Source organism: Halomonas rhizosphaerae, from assembly GCF_030010555.1.
GTDB classification, from domain to species: Bacteria; Pseudomonadota; Gammaproteobacteria; order Pseudomonadales; family Halomonadaceae; genus Halomonas; species Halomonas rhizosphaerae.
This window is the reverse complement of sequence record NZ_JASCQP010000020.1, coordinates 1-22,445: the sequence shown is the minus strand read 5'-3', so window position 1 is coordinate 22,445 and position 22,445 is coordinate 1. Positions and strand designations below refer to the sequence as shown.

At 66.2% G+C, this 22,445-nt stretch carries 15 protein-coding genes and 1 rRNA gene; 10 read left to right on the top strand and 6 right to left on the bottom strand.

Translation table 11 applies throughout. The features are described 5' to 3' along the window. Positions 1–7: 7 nt before the first annotated feature. Positions 8–1,069 carry an efflux RND transporter periplasmic adaptor subunit gene (locus QLQ83_RS06550; RefSeq protein ID WP_282734715.1) on the bottom strand — a complete coding sequence of 354 codons (1,062 nt, stop codon included), beginning with the start codon at positions 1,067–1,069 and terminating at the stop codon, positions 8–10. Between the two features lie 106 nt (positions 1,070–1,175). Next, the gene (gene ydiJ / locus QLQ83_RS06545) at positions 1,176–4,376 is read right to left on the bottom strand and encodes a D-2-hydroxyglutarate dehydrogenase YdiJ (RefSeq protein ID WP_282734714.1); all 3,201 of its coding nucleotides are present in this window, start codon (positions 4,374–4,376) and stop codon (positions 1,176–1,178) included. A gap of 222 nt (positions 4,377–4,598) precedes the next feature. Between ydiJ and serS the strand changes: the two genes are divergently transcribed. Then, entirely contained in the window at positions 4,599–5,876 is a 1,278-nt protein-coding gene (gene serS, locus QLQ83_RS06540; protein WP_282734713.1) for a serine--tRNA ligase, read from the top strand. A 12-nt stretch (positions 5,877–5,888) separates the two neighbouring features. Here the strand turns inward: serS and QLQ83_RS06535 are convergent, their stop codons facing one another. After that, the gene (locus QLQ83_RS06535) at positions 5,889–6,671 is read right to left on the bottom strand and encodes an SIMPL domain-containing protein (RefSeq protein ID WP_282734712.1); all 783 of its coding nucleotides are present in this window, start codon (positions 6,669–6,671) and stop codon (positions 5,889–5,891) included. 127 nt (positions 6,672–6,798) lie between these two features. Between QLQ83_RS06535 and QLQ83_RS06530 the strand changes: the two genes are divergently transcribed. Continuing rightward, a complete protein-coding gene (locus tag QLQ83_RS06530) occupies positions 6,799–7,899 on the top strand; it encodes an AI-2E family transporter (protein WP_282734711.1) in 1,101 nt (366 codons plus the stop codon). A 64-nt stretch (positions 7,900–7,963) separates the two neighbouring features. Here the strand turns inward: QLQ83_RS06530 and trxA are convergent, their stop codons facing one another. Then, complete coding sequence (gene trxA / locus QLQ83_RS06525; protein WP_250060073.1) at positions 7,964–8,287, bottom strand: thioredoxin; 324 nt, start codon at positions 8,285–8,287, stop codon at positions 7,964–7,966. A gap of 233 nt (positions 8,288–8,520) precedes the next feature. Between trxA and cysB the strand changes: the two genes are divergently transcribed. After that, positions 8,521–9,492, top strand: coding sequence for an HTH-type transcriptional regulator CysB (gene cysB / locus QLQ83_RS06520; protein WP_282734710.1), 972 nt, complete (start codon positions 8,521–8,523; stop codon positions 9,490–9,492). Between the two features lie 66 nt (positions 9,493–9,558). Here the strand turns inward: cysB and QLQ83_RS06515 are convergent, their stop codons facing one another. Both QLQ83_RS06515 and pabB read right to left on the bottom strand, forming a co-directional pair. After that, positions 9,559–10,179 (bottom strand): phosphoadenosine phosphosulfate reductase domain-containing protein, encoded by a 621-nt coding sequence (locus QLQ83_RS06515; protein WP_282734709.1) that lies wholly within the window; start codon positions 10,177–10,179, stop codon positions 9,559–9,561. 93 nt (positions 10,180–10,272) lie between these two features. Further along, on the bottom strand, positions 10,273–11,664 hold the full coding sequence (pabB, locus tag QLQ83_RS06510) for an aminodeoxychorismate synthase component I (RefSeq protein WP_282734708.1): 1,392 nt from the start codon (positions 11,662–11,664) through the stop codon (positions 10,273–10,275). A gap of 241 nt (positions 11,665–11,905) precedes the next feature. Here pabB and QLQ83_RS06505 point away from each other — a divergent pair, with 241 nt between their 5' ends. The 7 genes from QLQ83_RS06505 to QLQ83_RS06475 all read left to right on the top strand — a co-directional run bounded on the left by QLQ83_RS06505 (position 11,906) and on the right by QLQ83_RS06475 (position 22,394). After that, the gene (locus QLQ83_RS06505) at positions 11,906–12,619 is read left to right on the top strand and encodes a GntR family transcriptional regulator (protein ID WP_282734707.1); all 714 of its coding nucleotides are present in this window, start codon (positions 11,906–11,908) and stop codon (positions 12,617–12,619) included. A gap of 31 nt (positions 12,620–12,650) precedes the next feature. Continuing rightward, a complete protein-coding gene (gene prpB, locus QLQ83_RS06500) occupies positions 12,651–13,541 on the top strand; it encodes a methylisocitrate lyase (protein WP_282734706.1) in 891 nt (296 codons plus the stop codon). 50 nt (positions 13,542–13,591) lie between these two features. Beyond that, positions 13,592–14,719, top strand: coding sequence for a bifunctional 2-methylcitrate synthase/citrate synthase (gene prpC / locus QLQ83_RS06495; RefSeq protein WP_282734705.1), 1,128 nt, complete (start codon positions 13,592–13,594; stop codon positions 14,717–14,719). 99 nt (positions 14,720–14,818) lie between these two features. After that, entirely contained in the window at positions 14,819–17,434 is a 2,616-nt protein-coding gene (gene acnD / locus QLQ83_RS06490; RefSeq protein WP_282734704.1) for a Fe/S-dependent 2-methylisocitrate dehydratase AcnD, read from the top strand. Continuing rightward, positions 17,431–18,609 (top strand): 2-methylaconitate cis-trans isomerase PrpF, encoded by a 1,179-nt coding sequence (gene prpF / locus QLQ83_RS06485; protein WP_282734703.1) that lies wholly within the window; start codon positions 17,431–17,433, stop codon positions 18,607–18,609. Before acnD ends, prpF begins: the two co-directional genes overlap by 4 nt. Before the next feature lie 123 nt (positions 18,610–18,732). After that, positions 18,733–20,214 carry a 2-methylcitrate dehydratase gene (gene prpD / locus QLQ83_RS06480; protein WP_282734702.1) on the top strand — a complete coding sequence of 494 codons (1,482 nt, stop codon included), beginning with the start codon at positions 18,733–18,735 and terminating at the stop codon, positions 20,212–20,214. A 644-nt stretch (positions 20,215–20,858) separates the two neighbouring features. Next, positions 20,859–22,394: ribosomal RNA gene (locus QLQ83_RS06475) — 16S ribosomal RNA — on the top strand. The last annotated feature ends 51 nt before the right edge of the window (positions 22,395–22,445 follow it).

The following is a 22,445-nucleotide window of genomic DNA, read 5'->3' as shown; positions in this document are numbered from 1 at the left end:
GGCTCCTTCATTCGTCGTCCAGGGTGAGGCGCTGCCCTTCTTCCAGGCGCTCGTTGCCCCTCAGGACGACACGATCACCGGCCCTGACGCCCTGCTGGATGGCGACCTGGCCGTCGTGGCTGGCCCCGGTGGTGACGCGTCGCTCGTCGGCGTGCCATTCGCCGTCCTCCTCGCGGGCCAGCCAGAGGCTGACGCTGCCGTCCGGGCGGCGGATCAGGGCGTCGCGTGGCACGGCGGGGCGGCGTTCGCCGCTGAGCATCAGCCGACCCTGCACGGCCATGCCCGGCAGCATGGGCGGGGGATCATCGAGGGTGGCGCGTAGCAGGAACTGGCGCGAGGCACCGTCCTCGAGCGGGACATCGGCGATGGGCCGGGCGGCTAGCCAGGCGTCGCTCCCCGGCAGGCGTACTTCGATCTCGGCGTCGCTGAGCCGGTGATGCAGGTCGAGGGGCACGGCGAAGTCGAGCGTCAGCCGTTCGAGGTCGATCAGCGTCAGGATCGGCGTGCCGGACGCCGCCCACTCGCCGATGGCCACATCGCGGTGCGTGAGCCTACCGGCGAACGGGGCCCGCAGGTGGTGGCGCTCGAGGCCTACCTGGAGGCGGTCACGCTCGGCGCGGCGACGTTCGAGCGTTGCCTCGGCAATGGCGACATCGGTCTCGCGCTGCCTCAGCTCGTTGCTGGCAATGTTGCGCCCTTCGCTCAGGCGGGTGGCTTCCCGGAGTCGCCGGCGGGCATTGTCCCTTGCCGCCAGGGCTTCGCTGACGTCGGCTTCGGCGCTTTGTGCCTGGAGCGCGATCTCCTCGGCATCGATGCTCAGCAGCCGGTCGCCGGTTTGCACGTCGTCGCCGAGCGAGACTGGCAACGCGGTGATGCGCCCCTCGACATCGCTGGAAAGGTGCGCGGTGCGCGGGGCCGTCACGCTGCCGTTGATGTCGATCGTCTCCACGATGACGCGCTCCTCGACCCGGGCGGTGGTGACGAGGGCATCCTGGGCCAGCAGCGGGGCGGGGAGTCCGAGCAGCAGGCCCAGGCCGAGGAAGCAGCGCATGGAACGGATGATGGTCACGGTTCTCCTTGTGGTATCGGGCGCCAGCCTGCCGCCAAGGGGGTATCCTGCGCCTGGTTCTGCCCGAGGAACGGCAGCGAGTCCCATTGGCCGGGATACTCGCCGCTCAACCTCGAGCGATGCGCAGCTGCTGCAACAACCCCTGAAGCGGGTGGGGCAGGCCCTGGTCCGAGAACCGCTTCACCTGGCTGCGGCAGGAGTAGCCGGTAGCCAGCAGCTTGCCCGAGTTGGCCTCACTCTCCACCACCGGCTGCCATGACTGGGCGTAGATGGTCTTCGAGGTCTCGCGGTTGCGCGCCTCGTGGCCGTAGGTGCCCGACATGCCGCAGCAGCCGGTGGCGACGAGCTCGAGCTTGAGGCCGAAGGCGACGAATACCTGCTGCCACGCCCAGGGGCTGCCCGGGGCGTTGGTCTTCTCGGTGCAGTGGGAGAGCAGCCGGTAGCCCGGGGCGTCGAGGCTCAGGCCAGGGGGCGCCAGCCGCGCGGCCTGGGTCACCAGCCACTCCTGCAGCATCAGCACCTCGGGCACGGCGTCCGGTCCCAGCGCCTTCACGTACTCCTGGCGATAGGTCAGGGTCATGGCCGGGTCGATCCCCACCAGCGGCACGCCGAACGCCGCCAGGGTCCTGAGGCGTCTGGCCTGCTTCTCGGCGGTGCGTTCGAAGGCGCCCAGGAAGCCCTGGACATCGAGCGGCTTGCCGTTAGGCGAGTAGGGCGCGACGAAGACCCGCACGTCCAGGCGCGAGAGCAGCTCGACGATGTCCATCACCAGCCTGGCCTCGAAGTGGCTGGTGAAGGCGTCCTGCACCAGCACCACGCTGCGGGCCTTCTGCGCCTCGGTGAGCAGGCCGAGCGACGTCGGCGTGGCCTCCGCCACGCCCCAGGCGGCGAGCTGCTTCCTCAGGCTGGCGCGGGAGAGCTTCGGGCTGTCCACCAGGCCGAGCGGGCCGGCCAGCAGCCGGTCGACCAGGCGATTCTCCAGGGCGGCGTTGTAGAGCGGCGCCATCCGGGCCAGCGTCGGCACCAGGAACTCCATGCCACCCACCAGGTAGTCGCGCAGCGGGCGAAGGTAGCGGCCGTGGTAGACCTCGAGGAAGCGCGAGCGGGAATCCGGGACATTGACCTTCACCGGGCACTGGCCGGCGCAGGACTTGCAGGCGAGACACCCCGCCATGGCGTCGTACACCTCGTGGGAGAAGTCTTTCTCGCCGCGCCGCCTGGCCAGGGTGTTCCTGAGCCGCAGCGGGAAATCCTTGACGAAGCCCCAGGCGCCCTCGGCCTTCTTCTTCCTCGACTCATCGACCAGGTCGGTGCCGGCCTCGCCCTGGAGGCGCAGCCATTCGCGGATCAGGCTGGCGCGTCCCTTGGGGGAGTGGATGCGGTCACGGGTGGCCTTCCAGGAGGGGCACATGGCGTCATCGGGGTCGTAGTTGTAGCAGGCGCCGTTGCCGTTGCAGTAGACGGTGGCCGCGTGGGCCTGCCAGACCCGCTCGTCTATGGTGCGGTCGAACTGGCCGCGGGTGGGGACCCCGTCGATGGTCAGCAGGTTGGGATCGACCCACTTGACCGTTACCTCTTGATCAGAGGCGCTGGTTTGTGAGGCCTTACCCGCGGCATCGGGCGGGATAGAGAGCGGCGAGGCGATCTTGCCGGGATTGAGCTGGTTGTGGGGATCGAAGGCCGCCTTGACCCGTTGCAGGCTGGGATAGAGTTCGCCGAAGAAGCGGGGGGCATACTCCGAGCGCACGCCCTTGCCGTGTTCGCCCCACAGCAGGCCGTGGTACTTCTTCGTCAGTGCGGCCACCTCGTCGGAGACCTCGCGGATCAGCCGGGCCTGGGCCGGGTCCTTCATGTCGATGGCCGGCCGCACGTGCAGCACCCCGGCATCCACGTGGCCGAACATGCCGTACTCGAGGCCCCGGGCGTCCAGGGCGGCGCGGAACTCGGCGATGTAGTCGGCCAGGTGCTCCGGCGGGACGGCGGTGTCCTCGACGAAGGGGATCGGGCGCTTCTCGCCCTTGGCATTGCCCAGCAGGCCAACGGCACGCTTGCGCATCCCGTAGACCCGCTGGATCTGCTCGCGCCCCTCGGCCAGCGTATAGCCGAGGCGGGGCACGCTCGTATCGGCCTCCAGGTGGCGACAGAAGGCCGCGACCCGGTCCTTCAGCCGGTCGGGGGCGTCGTCATTGAATTCGATCAGGTTGATGCCGCGCACCGGCGTCTCGCCCGAGGGAAAGAATTCCGCCACGCTGTCCCAGACGAAGTCCTCCATGGCCAGCATCAGTACCTTGTCGTCCACCGTCTCGATGGAGGTGGGCTGTGCCTGCGGCTGGGCTGTTGAAGCGCCGAGCGCCTGCGGCTGGTCTTGTGAAGAGCCCATCAGGGCCCGAGCGTCGCGCAGGGCGTCCATGAAGCCGGCATAGCGCACGTTGACCAGGGTCGAGTGCTTGGGGATCGGCAGCACGTTGAGCACCGCCTCGTCGAGCAGGCCCAGCGACCCCTCGGCGCCGCACAGCAGGCTGTTGATGTCGAGGCGACCCTTGGCGTCGCGCAGGTGCGCCAGGTCGTAGCCGGTCAGGCAGCGGTTGAGCGGCGGGAACTTGGCCTCGATCAGCTCGCCCTGGGTATCGATGATCTCCCGCGCGGTGCGGTAGGCCGCCCCGGTGACGTCCTGGCGCTCGCACTGGCGGGCGAGCTCGGCGTCCTCCAGCGGGCGGCTAATGAGCCGCTCGCCGCCCAGCAGCAGGGTCTCGAGTTCGAGCACGTGGTCGCGGGTCTTGCCGTACTCGCAGCTGCCCTGGCCGCTGGCGTCGGTGGAGATCATGCCGCCGATGGTGGCGCGGTTGGAGGTGGAGAGGTCCGGGGCGAAGAAGAGCCCATGGGGCTTGAGCGCCGCGTTGAGCTGGTCCTTGACCACGCCGGCCTGGACCCGCACCCGGCGCTGCTCCACGTCGATCTCGAGGATCGCGTTCATGTGCCGCGAGACATCCACCACCAGGCCGTCGGTGAGCGACTGACCGTTGGTGCCGGTGCCGCCGCCGCGCGGGGTCAGCGCCACCCGGCGGTGTTCGTCACGGCCGGCCAGCCGGGCGATGCGCTCGAGGTCGGCGCCGTGCCTGGGGTAGAGCACGGCCTGGGGCAGGCGCTGGTAGATGGAGTTGTCGGTGGCCAGCACGGTGCGGGCGGCATAGTCCGGGGCGATCTCGCCCTCGAAGCCCGCGTCGCGCAGGGCGTCCAGGAAGCGCAGGTAGCGGTTGTCGAGGCCCTCGATGCGGCGCGAGTCGGCGGTATCCAGTCGTGCGATCATGGCGCTCTTGTCTGGGGAGGAGAGAGTGGCGCTACTTTACCGCGAGAGGGCAGTGTCGCGCATCCTGCCCCGGGCGATCGTCCGGGACAGGTGGCGGAACGCGGTGGTGCGTGGCGCCGCTGTGGCCTTTTGCCTACAATGGCTGCCCTGTCTGCCGATGCCATTGCCGGCGCTCCCGGCCCTGGCGACTCCCGACTTCACGACTGCAACGGACTGGATGCCATGCTCGACCCCAAACTGCTGCGCAGCGACCTCGACGCTGTCGCCCAACGACTCGCCAAGCGGGGCTTCGTCCTCGACACCGACCGTCTCGAGGCGCTGGAGTCCCGTCGGCGCGAGCTGCAGGCCGAGACCGAGTCCCTGCAGGCCGAGCGCAACACCCGCTCCAAGGCGATCGGCAAGGCCAAGTCCCAGGGCGAGGACATCCAGCCGCTGCTCGACGAGGTCTCCGACCTGGGCGAGCGCCTGGACGCCGCCAAGGTGCTCCTGGCCGAGGTGCAGGCCGAGTGGGACGCCGTGGTCAGCGGTTTGCCCAACCTGCCCCACGAGAGCGTGCCGGTGGGCGAGAGCGAGGAGGACAACGTCGAGCTCCACCGCTGGGGGACGCCGCGCGCGTTCGATTTCGCGGTGCGCGACCACGTCGACCTGGGGGCGCTCAGGGGCCACCTGGACTTCGAGCTGGCGGCGAAGCTGACCGGGTCCCGTTTCGCGGTGATGCGCGGCCCCATCGCGCGGCTGCATCGGGCGCTGACCCAGTTCATGCTCGACAAGCAGACCCTCGAGCATGGCTACGAGGAGTGCTATGTCCCCTACATGGTCAACGAGGCGTCGCTGTACGGCACCGGTCAGCTGCCCAAGTTTGGCGAGGACCTGTTTCGCCTCGACGACGAGCGCGGCTACCACCTGATCCCTACCGCCGAGGTGCCGTTGACCAACTTTGCCCGTGACGAGATCCTCGACCACCGGGCGCTGCCGATGAAGCTCACCGCCCATACCCCGTGCTTTCGCAGCGAGGCGGGCTCCCACGGACGCGACACCCGCGGCATGATCCGCCAGCACCAGTTCGACAAGGTCGAGATGGTGCAGCTGGTCGACCCGGCCACCAGCTATGCGGCCCTGGAGGAGATGCGCGGCCACGCCGAGGCGATCCTCCAGGCGCTGGAGTTGCCCTATCGGGTGGTGACGCTCTGCACCGGCGACATGGGCTTCGGGGCGGCCAAGACCTACGACTTGGAGGTGTGGCTGCCGAGTCAGGACACCTACCGCGAGATCTCCTCGGTCTCCAACTGCGAGGCGTTCCAGGCGCGGCGCATGCAGGCGCGCTTCCGCCACCCCGAGCAGAAGAAGCCGCAGCTGCTGCACACCCTCAACGGCTCCGGGCTGGCGGTGGGGCGCTGCCTGCTGGCGGTGATGGAAAACCACCAGCGCCCCGATGGCTCGATCGGCATCCCCGAGGCGCTGCGCCCCTACATGGGCGGGCTCGACACCATTAACGCTTGACGCCCCGCGGCGCTACTGCGCGATCTCCCAGCTGACACTGACGCCTGCCTCGATGGTAATGGTGCCGGGGCGGTACTCGGCCTGGGGCAGGCTCTCCCGGGCGTCGGCACTCATGGCCATCATCCGCGGCTGGAAGATCGGCGAGCGGGTCTCGTTCACGGAGACCACCTCACCCAGGCCGATGCCCAGGGTCTCGGCCATCAGGGTGGCCTTGTGGCGGGCCTTCTCCAGCGCCTTGACCAGCGCCTCGTCGGTCGCGGCATCGCGGTCGGCCAGGTCATAGCTCACGCCGTCCAGGGCATCCACGCCGGCCTCGGTCAGCGCATCGAGCAGCACAGGCAGTTGCTCGAGGTCATCGAGTTGGAGGCGAATCGGGCGCTCCAGGCGGGTGCGTACCAGCGTCTCGCGCTCGCCCTCCTCGTGCCGCTCGCCCGGCAGGTGCTCGGGTTGCACGTTCAGGGAGCCGGCGCGGATCGCCTCGCGCGCAAGCCCCACCTCTTCCAGGGCGCGAATCAGGTCGGCGGCACGGGCTTCCAGCTTGTCGCGGGCCTCGCGCAGGAGATCCGGGTCGTTCGCGGTAGCCTCGCGCTGGGCGACGGCCGGCGTGTGTTCCCAAAGGCGAGCGTTGAGCGTGGCACGATCCGGCACCACCTGCAGGTCGGCCTCGGCCTGGACCTCCAGGCGGCGCGGCGTCTCTTCGGCGTGGGCGTGGGCCAGCATCGGCGGCGAGGCCGCGACCATCAGCGCGGCCAGGGCCGGCACGAGCAGCGGGCGGAAGGGGCGGGCAATCGGCATGGCGTTCTCCTTGTCACATAGCGGACACCCCGGCTTCGAGCCCGCGGGTCGGGGATGGTTCCCGTCCTTTGCATTTGCCTCGCGTCCCGGCATCATGACGGGACCTTCAACGGTCGTGAGTCCGGGCATGCCCCATCCCAAAGACAGCAATTCGAGCACCATCCCGCTCAACCTGATCCTGGCACTGGCCGCGCTGGTTATTATCATTACCGGCATGAAGGCCGGCTCGAGCCTGCTGGTGCCCTTGCTGCTGGCGGTATTCATTGCCGTGGTCTGCACGGCACCGGTGCAATGGTTGGCGCGGCTGGGGGTGAGTCCATGGCTGGCGGTATGGCTGACCCTGCTGGTGCTTGGTGGATTGTTGTCGCTGCTCGGTCTGCTGCTGGTGAACAGTTTCGGTACCTTCGTCGATGCCTTGCCGGGGATCGAGCAGAAGCTCTACCAGTACTACCTGGGCCTCCTCGACGGGCTGGCGGGGATGGGGCTTGCCATCGATACCAACCGCCTGGCGGAACTGCTGGATGCCGAGCAGTTCGGCAACTGGATCCCGACGGTGCTCGGTGAGGTGGGTAACCTGATGATGCAGAGCGTCATCGTGGCCTTGCTGGTGATGTTCCTGCTGTTCGAGACCGTCAGTTTTCGCACCAAGGTTTTCCTCGCCCTGGATGATCCGGCGCCGAGCCTGCGACGTTTCAGCGAGTTTAGCCTGACCCTGAAGCGCTACCTGGCGGTAAAGACAGTGATCAGCCTGGTGACCGGCGCGCTGATCTGGGTCGCCTGCAAGCTGCTTGGCGTCGAGTTTGCCCTGCTCTGGGCGGTGATGGCCTTCGCACTCAACTTTATCCCCAACATCGGTTCGGCCATCGCCGCCTTTCCCCCGGTGCTGCTGTTGTTGGTGAATCCCGAGGGCGGTTTCTTCGATGCGATGTTGCTGGCGGCGGCGTATCTGGCCGTCAACTTCCTGCTGGGAAATATCGTCGAACCGCGGGTGATGGGCCGGGCCCTGGGGCTCTCGACCTTCGTGGCCTTCCTGTCGCTGGTGGTGTGGGGCTGGATCTTCGGGGCGGTGGGGATGCTGCTCTCGGTGGTGTTGACCATGACCCTGAAGATCGCCCTGGACAGCCATCCCGAGACCCGTTGGATCGCTCATCTGCTGGGGCCCGCAGACGGGCCGAAGCCTGACAAGGCCGACCGGCCACCATTGGAGCGCCTGGACGATTCTGCCTGAACCGACCGGAAACGACATCGCCCCGGCCGTGGCCGGGGCGATGGAGTGACCGAGGGTCGCCGGATCAGGCGTTCTGGTCGATGAACTGGCTCAGCTGTGACTTCGACTGGGCGCCGACTAGGGAGGCGACCTTGGTTCCGGACTTGAACAGCATGACGGTCGGCACGCCGCGCACACCCTGCTCGGCGGCGATCTCGGGGGCATCGTCCACGTTGATGCTGACGACCTTGAGGTTGCCGGTGCGTTCCTCGGCGACCTCGTCGACCACCGGCGCCATCACCTTGCAGGGACCACACCAGGGGGCCCAGAACTTCAGCAGGACCGGCGTGTCGGCCTTGAGGACTTCCTGCTCGAAGTTGGCATTGGTGACATCGACGTTGTTGGCCATGTGATTCTCCAGTTTCGTTGCGCTGCATCGAGCGGATGGGGTGACATGCAGGGCATGCCCGGTCGGACGATGTTAGCGGTCGACCGAAGTGGTGGCAAATCCCCGCCGTGTGGCAGGGCGCAGGAAAGCGGTTGCACTTGCCCGGCCAGGTTATGCTATAAAGTAATCATGGGTAATTTTCTTATGTCTTGCGGGTATTTTGAAAGCCCCACGACACGCGAGGGAGGGCGGCCATGAAACTTCAGCAGCTGCGCTACATCTGGGAGGTGTCGCGCCACAATCTCAACGTCTCGGCTACTGCCCAGAGCCTCTTTACCTCCCAGCCGGGCATCTCCAAGCAGATCCGCCTGCTCGAGGACGAGCTCGGTGTCGAGATCTTCGCTCGCAGCGGCAAGCACCTGACCCGCGTGACCCCCGCGGGGCAGGCGATCATCGAACTGGCCGGGCAGGTACTGAGGCTTGCCGAGAACATCAAGGAGGTCGCCCAGGAGCACAGCGACGAGCGCCGCGGCAGCCTGGCGATCGCCACCACCCACACCCAGGCGCGCTATGCGCTGCCGCCGGTGATCCGCGACTTCACCCAGAAGTATCCCGACGTGGCGCTGCACATGCAGCAGGGCACGCCCAAGCAGATCGCCCAGATGGTCAGCGATGGCCAGGCCGACTTCGCCATTGCCACCGAGTCCCTCGAACTCTTCAACGACCTGGTGTTGCTGCCCTGCTATCGCTGGAACCGCTGCATCCTGGTGCCCCAGGGACATCCGCTGGCCGAGATGGAGACCCTGACGCTGGAGGCCCTGGCGGGCTACCCGCTGGTCACCTACGTGTTCGGCTTCACCGGGCGCTCCCAGCTCGACGATGCCTTCCGCGCCCGTGGGCTGACGCCCAACGTGGTGCTCACCGCGGCCGATGCCGATGTCATCAAGACCTACGTGCGGCTGGGGATGGGGGTGGGCATCGTCGCCCATATGGCCGTGGATGCCGAGCACGACACCGACCTGGTGGCGGTGGAGGCCGGTCACCTCTTCGCGAGTTCCACCACCAAGATCGGGATCCGCCGTGGCACCTTTATGCGCGGGTACATGTATGACTTCCTGGAAGGCTTTGCCGGCCATCTGACGCGGGACCTGGTCGACGAGGCTCTGGCCGCCGGCCCACGTCACGAGGAGGCGCTCTTCAAGGATATCGCGCTACCCTCGCGCTGAGCGGCGGCGCTCTTCCCCGGCCCAGCCTGTCGCGGGTGGTCTCGCCCGCGACGCCAACCGCGCTCATCAGTGTTGCAGGTGCAGGCCGCACTCGCGTTTCTCCTCGACCTTGGTAGGGTCGAAGTAGTCGAAGTTGTTGGGCAGGTCGTGGCTCTGCAGGTACTGATAGAGGTCGCGGGCCGTCCAGTGCAGCAGGGGGGAGACCTTCAGCAGCCCGTCCCCGTTGCGGCTCACCGGTGCCATGCGGGCACGTTCGGGGGTGTCCTCGGCACGCAGGGCGGTAAACCAGACATCCGGCGCCATCTCCCGCAGGGCGCGCTCGAAGGGTTCGAGCTTCACCTCCCGGGTGAAGGCCGCATGGCGCGGATCCTCGATCCCCGGTGCGGGGCCTTCCAGTGCCTCACGATGGGCCCGCGAACGCCGTGGCAGGTAGCTCACCAGGTTGAGGTCCAGGCGCTGGATCAGGTCGTCGGCGAACCGGTAGGTGGCGTCGGTGTTGTAGCCACTGTCCATCCACACGATCGGGATATCCGGCTGCTGGCGCGTGACCATGTGCAGGATCACGGCCTCGAAGGGGCGGAAGTTGGTGGTGCAGATCGGCCGTTGCCCCTGATCCAGCGCCCAGCGGATCAGGGCCTCGGGGTCGTTGCCGAGCTCCCGGTTGATGACGTCGAGTTGTGGCTCCATGCGGGGCTCCCGGGCAGGTGATCTTGAGTCTGGGGCTACCCTAGCAGAGCCGGCGAGACCTTCCCCAATACCGATTCATTGGATATCTATTCCTTATTGAAGTAAGTGATGCCTTTGTTTATTCCATAAAGCATCAGGGCCGGCCGACATCAGGGCCCGCATCAGGTGGCGGATCTTGTCCAGGGTCTCGGTGTACTCGTCTTCGCCCCGGGAGTCGGCGACCAGGCCGCCTCCGCCCCACAGGTGCAGCGCTCCGCCCTCGGCCACCACGGTGCGGATGGCGATGGAGGTGTCCATCTGACCGCGCACATCGACGTAACCGAGGCTGCCGCAATAGGCGCTGCGACGGCTGGGCTCCAGTTCGTCGATGATCTGCATGGCCCGCACCTTCGGTGCGCCGGTGATGGAGCCGCCGGGAAAGGCGGCGGCCAGCAGGTCGATGGGCCGACGGCCTGCCTCCAGTTCGCCGACGATCACGCTCACCAGGTGGTGCACGTTGGCGTAGCTCTCCAGGCCGCAGAGCTGGGGTACCCGCACGCTGCCGGGCCGGCAGACCCGCCCCAGGTCATTGCGGAGCAGGTCGGTGATCATCACGTTCTCGGCCCGGTCCTTGAGACTCGCGACCAGTTCCCCGGCCAGCCGACGGTCCTCCTCGGGGGTCGCGCCCCGGGGCCGCGTGCCCTTGATCGGGCGAGTCTCGACCCGGCCCTCCCGGCAGAGCAGGAAGCGTTCCGGAGAGAGCGAGAGGATCGCCTTGTCGTCCCAGGCCAGGTAGCCGGCGAAGGGAGTGGGCGTGGTGTCACGCAGCCGACAGTAAGCCGCCCAGAGGTCACCCTCGAAGGGGGCGCTGAAGCGCTGGGCCAGGTTGATCTGGTAGCAGTCGCCGGCGCGGATGTAGTCCTGCACGGTGGCGAAGCGTGCCAGGTAATCATCGCGACTGAGCTCGGCGGCGAAGGGCGCGGTGAGGCGGAAATCCGCTGCCGGACGCGTCGTACCCTCCAGCCACTCGAGCACCTGGCGGCGTCGTGAGGCGCTGCCCACCAGCCAGCTCTGCCGGCAGTCATGGTCCTGGATCAGTGCCCAGTCATAGAGACCTACCCGGCTGGCCGGCAGCCTGACCGCCTGCCGGGCCTGTCCGCCCACCGGCTCGAGCCGCCGTCCGAGGTCATAGCTCCAGTAGCCGATCAGGCCGCCGAGAAACGGCAGCCGGCTGTCCGGCACCTTGTCGGGCAGACGGTCGAGCAGCGCCTGCTGGGCGGCGAAGGGGGAGAGCCCCGCCAGCGCCGGGTCGCCATGGACATGGCCCGCAGCGTCGACCTCGAGCAGTTCGAGGGGGTCGCAGCTGAGGATGTCGTAGCGGCCACCCGGCGCCGTCGGACGACCGCTGTCCAGCAGCACGGCACCGGGCCTGTCGCGCAGGGACGCGAAGTAGCCCAGCGGATCCTCGTGGTAGGGCAGGGGTGTGATCTCGATCGGTGGTGTCATCACGGCGTCTTCCCGGAACAGGCGTCCCATTCTAGGCGTCGAGAGCCGACTTGTCCCTCCCGCCGACATCCCCTGTCGACATGCTACCGCTCCATCCCTCGCGCGATTATTGTCGACATTGATGGAGGTGGACCACGAGTTGTCTACAACCAAAGGTTAAGCCCTTCTGCCCTGCCGGCCTGTTGACCACGGGGGAGGCAGTGTCTAAAGTTCGTCCATCACTCGATTGTCGACAATTGCCATGAACTCAGTCGCGCCGGAACAGGTCACGAACCCCGAAGTCCGCACCCTGGCGGAACGGGTCTTTCAGCAGCTGCAGGATGCCATCGTCAGGGGAGAGCTGGCACCGGGCAGCAAGATCACCGAGCCGGGATTGTCCCGGACCTACGGGATCTCCCGTGGGCCGCTCAGGGAGGCCATGCGCCGCCTCGAAGCGCACCGCCTGATCCAACGGGTGCCCCATGTCGGGGCTCGGGTGGTCAAGCTCTCCATGAAGGAGCTGCTCGAGCTCTTCGACGTGCGCGAGGCCCTGGAAAGCATGGCCGCCCGGCTCGCTGCCGAGCACATGACGCCCAAGGAGATCGCCGGGCTGCGTGAGGTGCTGGCCATGCACGAGCGTCAGGCCGACCTGCGCCGCGGCGAGGCCTACTATCAGCGCGAGGGTGACCTGGACTTCCACTTCCGCATCGTCCAGGGCAGCCACAACAAGATGCTGACGGGCATGCTCTGCGATGACCTCTATTATCTGGTGCGGCTCTACCGTACCCAGTTCAGTGCCAGCGGCACGCGTCCCCAGCGCGCCTTCGTCGAACACCACCGCATTGTCGATGCCATCGAGGCCGGCGACGCCGAGCTGGCGGAGCTGCTGATGCGCCGCCACGTCAGCGCATCCCGGGCCAATGTGGCCGACCGCTACGCCGCGACGCTCAAGCAGGAAGCCGAGGCGACCACCTGAGGCCGACCCGGCCAACATTAGGAGATCCAGCATGACTCAGCAGACCCCTGGTGCGCGCTTCCGCGCCGCCCTCGAGGCCCACCGCCCGCTGCCTATCGTCGGCACCATCAACGCCTACACCGCCATGATGGCCGAGCGCGTAGGCCACCAGGCCATCTACCTCTCCGGTGGCGGCGTGGCCAATGCCTCCTTCGGCCTGCCGGATCTCGGCATGACCACCATGAACGATGTGGTCGAGGATGCCCACCGCATCTGCGGTGCCACCGAGGTGCCGTTGCTGGTGGACATCGACACCGGCTGGGGCGGCGCCTTCAACATCGCCCGCACCGTCAAGGAGATGCAGCGCGCCGGCGTGGCCGCCGTCCACCTCGAGGACCAGGTGGCCCAGAAGCGCTGCGGGCATCGCCCCAACAAGGCGATCGTCTCCCAGGAAGAGATGGTCGACCGCGTCAAGGCCGCCGCGGATTCGCGCCTCGACCCGGACTTCTACCTGATCGCGCGTACCGATGCCTTCCAGAAGGACGGCCTGGATGCCGCCATCGAGCGGGCCAACGCCTGCATCGACGCCGGTGCCGATGCCATCTTCGCCGAGGCCGTGCACACTCTGGATGACTACCAGGCGTTCTGCGAGCGCGTCGACGCGCCGATACTTGCCAACATCACCGAGTTCGGTGCCACGCCGCTGTTCACCCAGCAGGAGCTGGGCGAGGTGGGCTGCCGCATGGTGCTTTACCCGCTGTCCGCCTTCCGCGCCATGAACGCGGCGGCACTCAAGGTCTACCAGAGCATCCACGACAAGGGCCACCAGAAGGACGTGGTGGAGCTGATGCAGACCCGCGACGAGCTCTACGACTTCCTCAACTATCACGACTTCGAGCGCAAGCTCGACGCGCTGTTCGCGGAGAAGGGCGGCGAGGCGTAACGCTGCCCGCCCGTCAATCCGACAAGAACCGACTCACAAGGAGACACCACATGGCAGACAAACCCGTCAGCAGCAGCGGCCTGCGCGGCCAGAGTGCCGGGACCACGGCCCTGTGCACCGTCGGCAAGACCGGCTCGGGCCTCACCTATCGCGGCTTCGACGTCAAGGAACTGGCCGAGAAGGCGCGCTTCGAGGAAGTGGCCTACCTGCTGCTCAAGGGCAAGTTACCCAACCAGGCCGAGCTCGATGCCTACATCACCAAGCTCAAGGGCCTGCGTGGCCTGCCCGACGCGCTCAAGACCGTCCTCGAGCAGATCCCCAGGGACGCCCATCCCATGGACGTGATGCGTACCGGCGCCTCCATGCTGGGCAACCTGGAAACCGAGGAGAGCTTCGATGAGCAGCAGGACGTCTCCGACCGCCTGCTGGCCGTGCTGCCGTCGATCATCTGCTACTGGTATCGTTTCAGCCACGATGGCGTGCGCATCAAGACCGAGACCGATGACGAGTCGGTCGGCGGGCACTTCCTGCACCTGCTTCGCGACGAGCCGGCCTCCGAACTGCATGCCCGGGTGATGAACGTCTCGCTCATCCTCTATGCCGAGCACGAGTTCAACGCCTCGACCTTCACGGCTCGCGTCTGCGCCTCGACCCTCTCCGACATGCACTCCTGCGTGACCGGCGCCATCGGCTCGCTGCGCGGTCCCCTGCATGGCGGTGCCAACGAGGCGGCCATGGCGATGATCGAGGACTGGCAGTCGCCGGAGGAGGCCGAGCGCGAGATCCTCGGCATGCTCGAGCGCAAGGACAAGATCATGGGCTTCGGCCACGCGATCTACCGCGAGTCCGATCCGCGTAATGCCATCATCAAGCACTGGTCGAAGCAGCTGGCCGAGGACGTGGGCGACAGCGTGCTCTACCCGGTCTCCGAGCGCGTCGAGGAAGTGATGTGGCGCGAGAAGAAGCTGTTCTGCAACGCCGACTTCTTCCACGCCAGCGCCTACTACTTCATGGACATTCCCACCAAGCTGTTCACTCCGATCTTCGTCTGTTCGCGGGTCAGCGGCTGGTGTGCCCATGTCTTCGAGCAGCGCGCCAACAACCGTATCATCCGTCCGAGCGCCGACTACGTCGGTCCGGAGAAGAGCGAGTGGGTGCCGATCGGGCAGCGCGACTGATTCCGCGCGTCCGCGGCAAGGCGGCCCATGCGAGGTCGCCTTCTACCGCCTCTCTCCACCACCCCGCGCCCTGATGCCAACGAGGCTCCGTCCGACGCCATGAATACCAACTACCGTAAGCCGCTCCCCGGTACCGAGCTTGACTACTTCGACGTGCGTGCCGCCGTCGAGGATGTCCAGCCCGGTGCCTATGACACCCTTCCCTATACCTCGCGGGTACTGGCCGAGCAACTGGTTCGCCGCTGCGAGCCGGAGATGCTCACCGACTCGCTCCGGCAGCTGATCGAGCGTCGCCGCGACCTGGACTTCCCCTGGTATCCTGCCCGCGTGGTGTGCCACGACATCCTCGGTCAGACGGCGCTCGTCGACCTGGCCGGCCTGCGCGATGCCATCGCCGAGCAGGGCGGCGACCCTGCCAAGGTCAACCCGGTGGTGCCCACCCAGCTGATCGTCGACCACTCCCTGGCCGTGGAGCACGCCGGCTTCGACCCGGACGCCTTCGACAAGAATCGCGCCGTCGAGGATCGTCGCAACGAGGATCGCTTCCACTTCATCGAGTGGACCAAGACCGCCTTCGAGAATGTCGACGTGATCCCCGCCGGCAACGGCATCATGCACCAGATCAACCTGGAGAAGATGTCGCCGGTGGTGCAGGCGCGCGACGGCGTGGCCTTCCCCGATACCTGCGTGGGCACCGACAGCCATACCCCGCACATCGACTGCCTGGGCGTGATCGCCATCGGGGTCGGCGGCCTCGAGGCAGAGACCGTGATGCTGGGTCGCCCCTCCATGATGCGCCTGCCCGATATCGTCGGTGTGGAGCTGACCGGCAAGCCCAAGCCGGGTATCACCGCCACCGATATCGTGCTGGCGATCACCGAGTTCCTGCGCAAGGAGCGGGTGGTCGGGGCCTATCTCGAGTTCTTCGGCGAGGGGGCTTCCAGCCTGACGATCGGCGACCGCGCCACCATCTCCAACATGACGCCGGAGTATGGCGCCTCGGCGGCGATGTTCTACATCGATGACCAGACCCTCGACTATCTCACCCTCACTGGCCGCGAGCCGGAGCAGGTCGCGCTGGTCGAGACCTACGCCAGGCAGACCGGCCTGTGGGCCGACAGCCTGGTCGACGCTCAGTACGAGCGCGTGCTGACCTTCGATCTGGCAAGCGTGGAGCGCAACCTGGCCGGGCCCTCCAACCCGCATCGCCGCCTGCCCACCAGCGCCCTGCACGAGCGCGGGATCGCCGTGGACTACGACAAGGCCCAGGCGGAAGAGAAGGCGGGCAGGATGCCCGATGGCGCGGTGATCATCGCCGCCATCACCAGCTGCACCAACACCTCCAACCCACGCAACGTGGTGGGCGCCGCCCTGCTGGCCAAGAAGGCCAACGAGCTGGGCCTGGTGCGCAAGCCCTGGGTGAAGTCCTCCTTCGCGCCAGGCTCGAAGGTCGCGCGCCTCTATCTGGAGGAGGCCGGCCTGCTGTCCGAGCTGGAGAAGCTGGGCTTCGGCATCGTCGCCTACGCCTGCACCACCTGTAACGGCATGTCCGGCGCGCTGGACCCCGAGATCCAGCAGGAGATCATCGACCGCGACCTTTATGCCACCGCGGTGCTCTCCGGCAACCGCAACTTTGATGGCCGCATTCACCCCTATGCCAAGCAGGCCTTCCTGGCGTCGCCGGCGCTGGTGGTGGCCTACGCCATCGCCGGTACCGTGCGCTTCGACATCGAGAAGGACGTGCTGGGCACCGACCAGAACGGCAACCCGGTGACGCTCAAGGACCTCTGGCCCTCCGACGAGGAGATCGATGCCATCGTCGGCGAGTTCGTCAGGCCGGAGCAGTTCAAGCAGGTCTATATCCCGATGTTCGACCTGGACGCCGCGGAGAAGGCCGAGAGTCCGCTCTACGACTGGCGCCCGCAGAGCACCTACATCCGCCGCCCACCCTACTGGGAAGGCAACATGGCGGCCGTGCGCGCACTGAAGGGGATGCGGCCGCTGGCGATCCTGCCGGACAACATCACCACCGACCACCTGTCGCCGTCGAACGCCATCATGATGGACAGCGCGGCGGGGGAGTACCTGCACAAGATGGGCCTGCCGGAGGAGGACTTCAACTCCTACGCCACCCATCGCGGCGACCACCTCACCGCCCTGCGGGCAACACTCGCCAACCCCAAGCTCTTCAACGAGATGGTGCGGGACGAGGACAGCGAGGTCAGGCAGGGCTCGCTGGCGCGCATCGAGCCGGAGGGCCAGGTGACCCGCATGTGGGAAGCCATCGAGACCTACATGGAGCGCAAGCAGCCGCTGATCGTCATTGCCGGCGCCGACTACGGCCAGGGCTCCTCCCGTGACTGGGCGGCCAAGGGCGTGGCCCTGGCCGGGGTCGAGGCGATCGTCGCCGAAGGCTTCGAGCGCATCCACCGCACCAACCTGATCGGCATGGGCGTGATGCCGCTGCAGTTCAAGGAGGGCACCAGCCGTCACACCCTGCAGCTCGACGGCACCGAGACCTATGACGTCGAGGGCAAGCCGGCGCCGGGCGCGACCCTTGAGCTCGTGATTCACCGCACGACCGGCGAGGTTGATCGTGTGCCGGTGACCTGCCGCCTGGATACCGCCGAGGAAGTGACCGTCTACTCCGCCGGCGGCGTGCTGCAGCGTTTCGCCAAGGACTTCCTGGAGTCCGAGGAGGTGGCGAGCGCATGAGTCGGCTACCCCAGATCAGGATTCCCGCCACCTATATGCGTGGCGGCACCAGCAAGGGCGTCTTCTTCAAGCTCACCGACCTGCCGGAGGCCGCGCGGCTACCCGGCGAGGCCCGTGATCGCCTGCTGATGCGGGTGATCGGCAGTCCCGACCCCTACCAGAAGCAGATCGATGGCATGGGCGGTGCCACCTCCAGCACCAGCAAGACGGTGATCCTGAGCCGGAGCGAGAGTCCCGACCACGACGTGGACTACCTGTTCGGCCAGGTCTCCATCGACAAGGCCTTCGTTGACTGGAGCGGCAACTGCGGCAACCTCTCCGCGGCGGTGGGGCCTTTCGCGATCAGCAATGGCCTGGTGGACCCGGCGCGCATCCCGGAGAACGGCGAGGCCGAGGTGCGCATCTGGCAGGCCAATATCGGCAAGACCATCGTCTCCCGGGTGCCGATCAGCGACGGCGAGGTGCAGGAGACCGGTGACTTCGAGCTGGACGGGGTGACCTTCCCGGCCGCCGAAGTGCCGGTGGCCTTCAAGGACCCGGCGGACGGCGAGGGCGCCATCTTCCCCACCGGCAACTTGGTGGATGACCTGGAGGTGCCGGGCGTGGGCACCCTAAAGGCGACCCTGATCAACGCCGGCATTCCCACCGTCTTCCTGAATGCCACCGAACTCGGCTATACCGGCACCGAGCTGCAGGAGGCGATCAACGGCGACGCCAGGGCGCTGGAGATGTTCGAGACCATCCGCGCCCACGGGGCGGTGAAGATGGGGCTGATCGCCGACGTCAGCGAGGCCGCGGCCCGCCAGCATACCCCCAAGGTGGCCTTCGTGGCGTCGCCGGCCGACTACCTCGCCTCCAGCGGCAGGCAGGTCAAGTCCGAGGAGGTCGACCTGGTGGTGAGGGCGCTCTCCATGGGCAAGCTGCACCACGCCATGATGGGCACCGCGGCGGTGGCCATCGCCTCGGCGGCCGCCATCGAGGGCACCCTGGTCAACCTGGCCGCCGGTGGTGGCAAGCGCAATGCGGTGACCTTCGGTCACCCCTCCGGCACCCTGCGGGTCGGCGCCGAGGCCAGCCTGGTGGACGGCCGCTGGGTGATCGACCAGGCGGTGATGAGCCGCAGCGCCCGAGTGCTGATGGAGGGCTGGGTCCGCATTCCCGGCGACAGTTTCTAGGGCCTGCCTGGTGCATGGTCCTGCTGATGGAAAAGGCGCCCCGGGTCCCAGGACTCGGGGCGTCTTCTATAGTGAAGGACACGCATCGAAGGCGTTTGCTCGACAAGGCAAAAGGAGAAGGGCATGAGTACCGTGGAAGCCAACGTGCGGCCGGACTATGACGTCGAACTGCAGAAGATCGCCGACTATGTCCTCGGCTTCACGATCGAGAGCAGCGAAGCGCTGGACACCGCCCGCCATTGCCTGATGGATACCATGGGGTGCGGCCTGCTGGCGCTGCGCTTCCCGGAGTGCACCAAGCACCTCGGGCCGCTGGTCGAGGGTACCGTGGTGCCCCACGGCGCCCGCGTACCGGGGACCTCGTTCCGACTGGATCCCGTCAAGGCGGCCTGGGACATCGGGGCCATCATCCGCTGGCTCGACTACAACGATACCTGGCTGGCCGCCGAGTGGGGGCACCCCTCCGACAACCTGGGGGGGATCCTGGCGATCGCCGACCACCTCTCCCAGAAGCGGCTCGCCCAGGGGGATTCGCCGCTGGCCATGCGCGAGGTGCTGGAAGCCATGGTCATGGCCCATGAGATCCAGGGCGTCATGGCGCTGGACAACTCCTTCAACCGCGTGGGCCTCGATCACGTGGTGCTGGTCAAGGTGGCCTCGACCGCCGTGGTGGCCAAATTGATGGGGGCCGATCGCGAGCAGTTGCTCTCGGCGCTTTCCCACGCCTGGGTCGACGGCCAGAGCCTGCGTACCTACCGTCATGCCCCCAATGCCGGCTCTCGCAAGAGCTGGGCCGCCGGGGATGCCACGTCACGCGCGGTGCGCCTGGCCGATATCGCCATGCGTGGCGAGATGGGCATCCCCGGGGTGCTCTCCGCCCCGCAGTGGGGGTTCTACGACATCCTCTTCAGCCATACCAACCGGGATCTGGCCCTGAAGCCGGAAGCGGAGCGCACGTTCTCTTTCCAGCGCGAGTTCGGTAGCTACGTGATGGAGAACATCCTCTTCAAGATCTCCTTCCCGGCCGAGTTCCACGCCCAGACGGCCTGCGAGGCCGCCGTCACCCTGCACCCCCAGGTCAAGGATCGTCTGGACGAGATCGACCGCATCGAGTTGACCACCCACGACTCGGCAATACGCATCATTTCCAAGGAGGGGGATCTGGCCAATCCGGCGGATCGCGACCACTGCCTGCAGTACATGACCGCCGTGCCGCTGATCTTCGGCAGCCTGACCGCCGAGCACTACGAGGACGAGTTCCACGAGGCGAACCCGCGCATCGATGCGTTGCGCGGCAAGATGCAGGTGGTCGAGGATGAGGCCTACTCGAGGGACTACTACGACCCCGAGAAACGCTCCATCGCCAATGCCATCCAGGTCTTCTTCAAGGACGGCAGTGCCACCGAGAAGGTCGAGGTCGAATACCCGGTGGGCCACCGTCGTCGTCGGGCGGAGGGGATTCCGCTGCTGGTCGACAAGTTCCGGCGCAACCTGGCGACCCGTTTCCCGGCAGGCCGATGCGAGACGATCATGGCGCTGTGCGAGGAGCAGGCACGCCTGGAGCGCACCCCGGTGAACCGCTTCGTCGACCTCTTCGTGATCTGAGCGTCCGCGTGTCCCGTCGCCGTCCTGTCGCCGCGCGGCAGGCAGTGTTCTCACGGGTAGGGCCACTGTCCTCGGGCACGTCCCTGGGCCCGTGGGAAACACGCCGGCGAGCGGCATGGCGCGGCTGTGAATACTGGGCTATATTTTTTGACGCACGGGGGTTGCGTGTTCCGGCGTCAGATCGTAAAGTACGCATCCGCTGCCGGCGACGGGCACACGTTGCAGGCGGTAATGATTGGCACAAGTGGTTGTTTCTGTTTGGGTTTTTCGAAGCCCTCTCGAGAAAAACGAGATTGACAGAACGGCCAGATGCAGTAGAATGCATCGCCACACCGACCGGCCAGTCGCCGGCTCGGATGATCGGAAGTCGCTGCTTCAGGGTCTCCGAGCAGGGCTTGACAGCAGCGGTCGAATCGGTAGAATTTCGCTTCCTTGCAGCGGCGTCGCAACGGCCTTTGGGTCGCGACCAAAGCGAGATGCTCTTTAACAATCGATCAGGTAATTCATGTGGGCGCTTGTCGGGATGTCGGTGACCAGTCACTGAAACATTCAAGGCAAGCGACTCGTCAAGGACCTTCGGGTCTTTTTGAGAACGTTTGAACCTTGAGCCAGGTTTGGTTCCACCTTAGGAACTATCAGACTTTAAACTGAAGAGTTTGATCATGGCTCAGATTGAACGCTGGCGGCAGGCCTAACACATGCAAGTCGAGCGGAAACGATGGAGCTTGCTCCAGGCGTCGAGCGGCGGACGGGTGAGTAATGCATAGGAATCTGCCCGGTAGTGGGGGATAACCTGGGGAAACCCAGGCTAATACCGCATACGTCCTACGGGAGAAAGCAGGGGATCTTCGGACCTTGCGCTATCGGATGAGCCTATGTCGGATTAGCTTGTTGGTGAGGTAATGGCTCACCAAGGCGACGATCCGTAGCTGGTCTGAGAGGATGATCAGCCACATCGGGACTGAGACACGGCCCGAACTCCTACGGGAGGCAGCAGTGGGGAATATTGGACAATGGGCGCAAGCCTGATCCAGCCATGCCGCGTGTGTGAAGAAGGCTTTCGGGTTGTAAAGCACTTTCAGTGAGGAAGAAGGCCTTGGGGCCAATACCCCCGAGGAAGGACATCACTCACAGAAGAAGCACCGGCTAACTCCGTGCCAGCAGCCGCGGTAATACGGAGGGTGCGAGCGTTAATCGGAATTACTGGGCGTAAAGCGCGCGTAGGTGGCTTGATAAGCCGGTTGTGAAAGCCCCGGGCTCAACCTGGGAACGGCATCCGGAACTGTCAGGCTAGAGTGCAGGAGAGGAAGGTAGAATTCCCGGTGTAGCGGTGAAATGCGTAGAGATCGGGAGGAATACCAGTGGCGAAGGCGGCCTTCTGGACTGACACTGACACTGAGGTGCGAAAGCGTGGGTAGCAAACAGGATTAGATACCCTGGTAGTCCACGCCGTAAACGATGTCGACTAGCCGTTGGGGTCCTAGAGACCTTTGTGGCGCAGTTAACGCGATAAGTCGACCGCCTGGGGAGTACGGCCGCAAGGTTAAAACTCAAATGAATTGACGGGGGCCCGCACAAGCGGTGGAGCATGTGGTTTAATTCGATGCAACGCGAAGAACCTTACCTACCCTTGACATCGTGCGAACTTTCCAGAGATGGATTGGTGCCTTCGGGAGCGCACAGACAGGTGCTGCATGGCTGTCGTCAGCTCGTGTTGTGAAATGTTGGGTTAAGTCCCGTAACGAGCGCAACCCTTGTCCCTATTTGCCAGCGATTCGGTCGGGAACTCTAGGGAGACTGCCGGTGACAAACCGGAGGAAGGTGGGGACGACGTCAAGTCATCATGGCCCTTACGGGTAGGGCTACACACGTGCTACAATGGCCGGTACAAAGGGTTGCAAAGCCGCGAGGTGGAGCTAATCCCGAAAAGCCGGTCTCAGTCCGGATCGGAGTCTGCAACTCGACTCCGTGAAGTCGGAATCGCTAGTAATCGTGAATCAGAATGTCACGGTGAATACGTTCCCGGGCCTTGTACACACCGCCCGTCACACCATGGGAGTGGACTGCACCAGAAGTGGTTAGCCTAACTTCGGAGGGCGATCACCACGGTGTGGTTCATGACTGGGGTGAAGTCGTAACAAGGTAGCCGTAGGGGAACCTGCGGCTGGATCACCTCCTTAAACGACCAGTCCCGGCACCCGGCAAGTGTCCACAATGAATTACCTGATCGA

Bases quoted from the DNA above. Each gene is read 5' to 3' on its own strand.
- serS (WP_282734713.1), top strand. From the start codon at position 4,599: ATGCTCGACCCCAAACTGCTGCGCAGCGACCTCGACGCTGTCGCCCAA.
- pabB (WP_282734708.1), bottom strand. From the start codon at position 11,664: ATGACACCACCGATCGAGATCACACCCCTGCCCTACCACGAGGATCCG.
- acnD (WP_282734704.1), top strand. From the start codon at position 14,819: ATGAATACCAACTACCGTAAGCCGCTCCCCGGTACCGAGCTTGACTAC.
- cysB (WP_282734710.1), top strand. From the start codon at position 8,521: ATGAAACTTCAGCAGCTGCGCTACATCTGGGAGGTGTCGCGCCACAAT.
- QLQ83_RS06535 (WP_282734712.1), bottom strand. From the start codon at position 6,671: ATGCCGATTGCCCGCCCCTTCCGCCCGCTGCTCGTGCCGGCCCTGGCC.
- QLQ83_RS06505 (WP_282734707.1), top strand. From the start codon at position 11,906: ATGAACTCAGTCGCGCCGGAACAGGTCACGAACCCCGAAGTCCGCACC.
- ydiJ (WP_282734714.1), bottom strand. From the start codon at position 4,376: ATGATCGCACGACTGGATACCGCCGACTCGCGCCGCATCGAGGGCCTC.
- prpC (WP_282734705.1), top strand. From the start codon at position 13,592: ATGGCAGACAAACCCGTCAGCAGCAGCGGCCTGCGCGGCCAGAGTGCC.
- prpD (WP_282734702.1), top strand. From the start codon at position 18,733: ATGAGTACCGTGGAAGCCAACGTGCGGCCGGACTATGACGTCGAACTG.
- trxA (WP_250060073.1), bottom strand. From the start codon at position 8,287: ATGGCCAACAACGTCGATGTCACCAATGCCAACTTCGAGCAGGAAGTC.
- QLQ83_RS06530 (WP_282734711.1), top strand. From the start codon at position 6,799: ATGCCCCATCCCAAAGACAGCAATTCGAGCACCATCCCGCTCAACCTG.
- prpB (WP_282734706.1), top strand. From the start codon at position 12,651: ATGACTCAGCAGACCCCTGGTGCGCGCTTCCGCGCCGCCCTCGAGGCC.
- prpF (WP_282734703.1), top strand. From the start codon at position 17,431: ATGAGTCGGCTACCCCAGATCAGGATTCCCGCCACCTATATGCGTGGC.
- QLQ83_RS06515 (WP_282734709.1), bottom strand. From the start codon at position 10,179: ATGGAGCCACAACTCGACGTCATCAACCGGGAGCTCGGCAACGACCCC.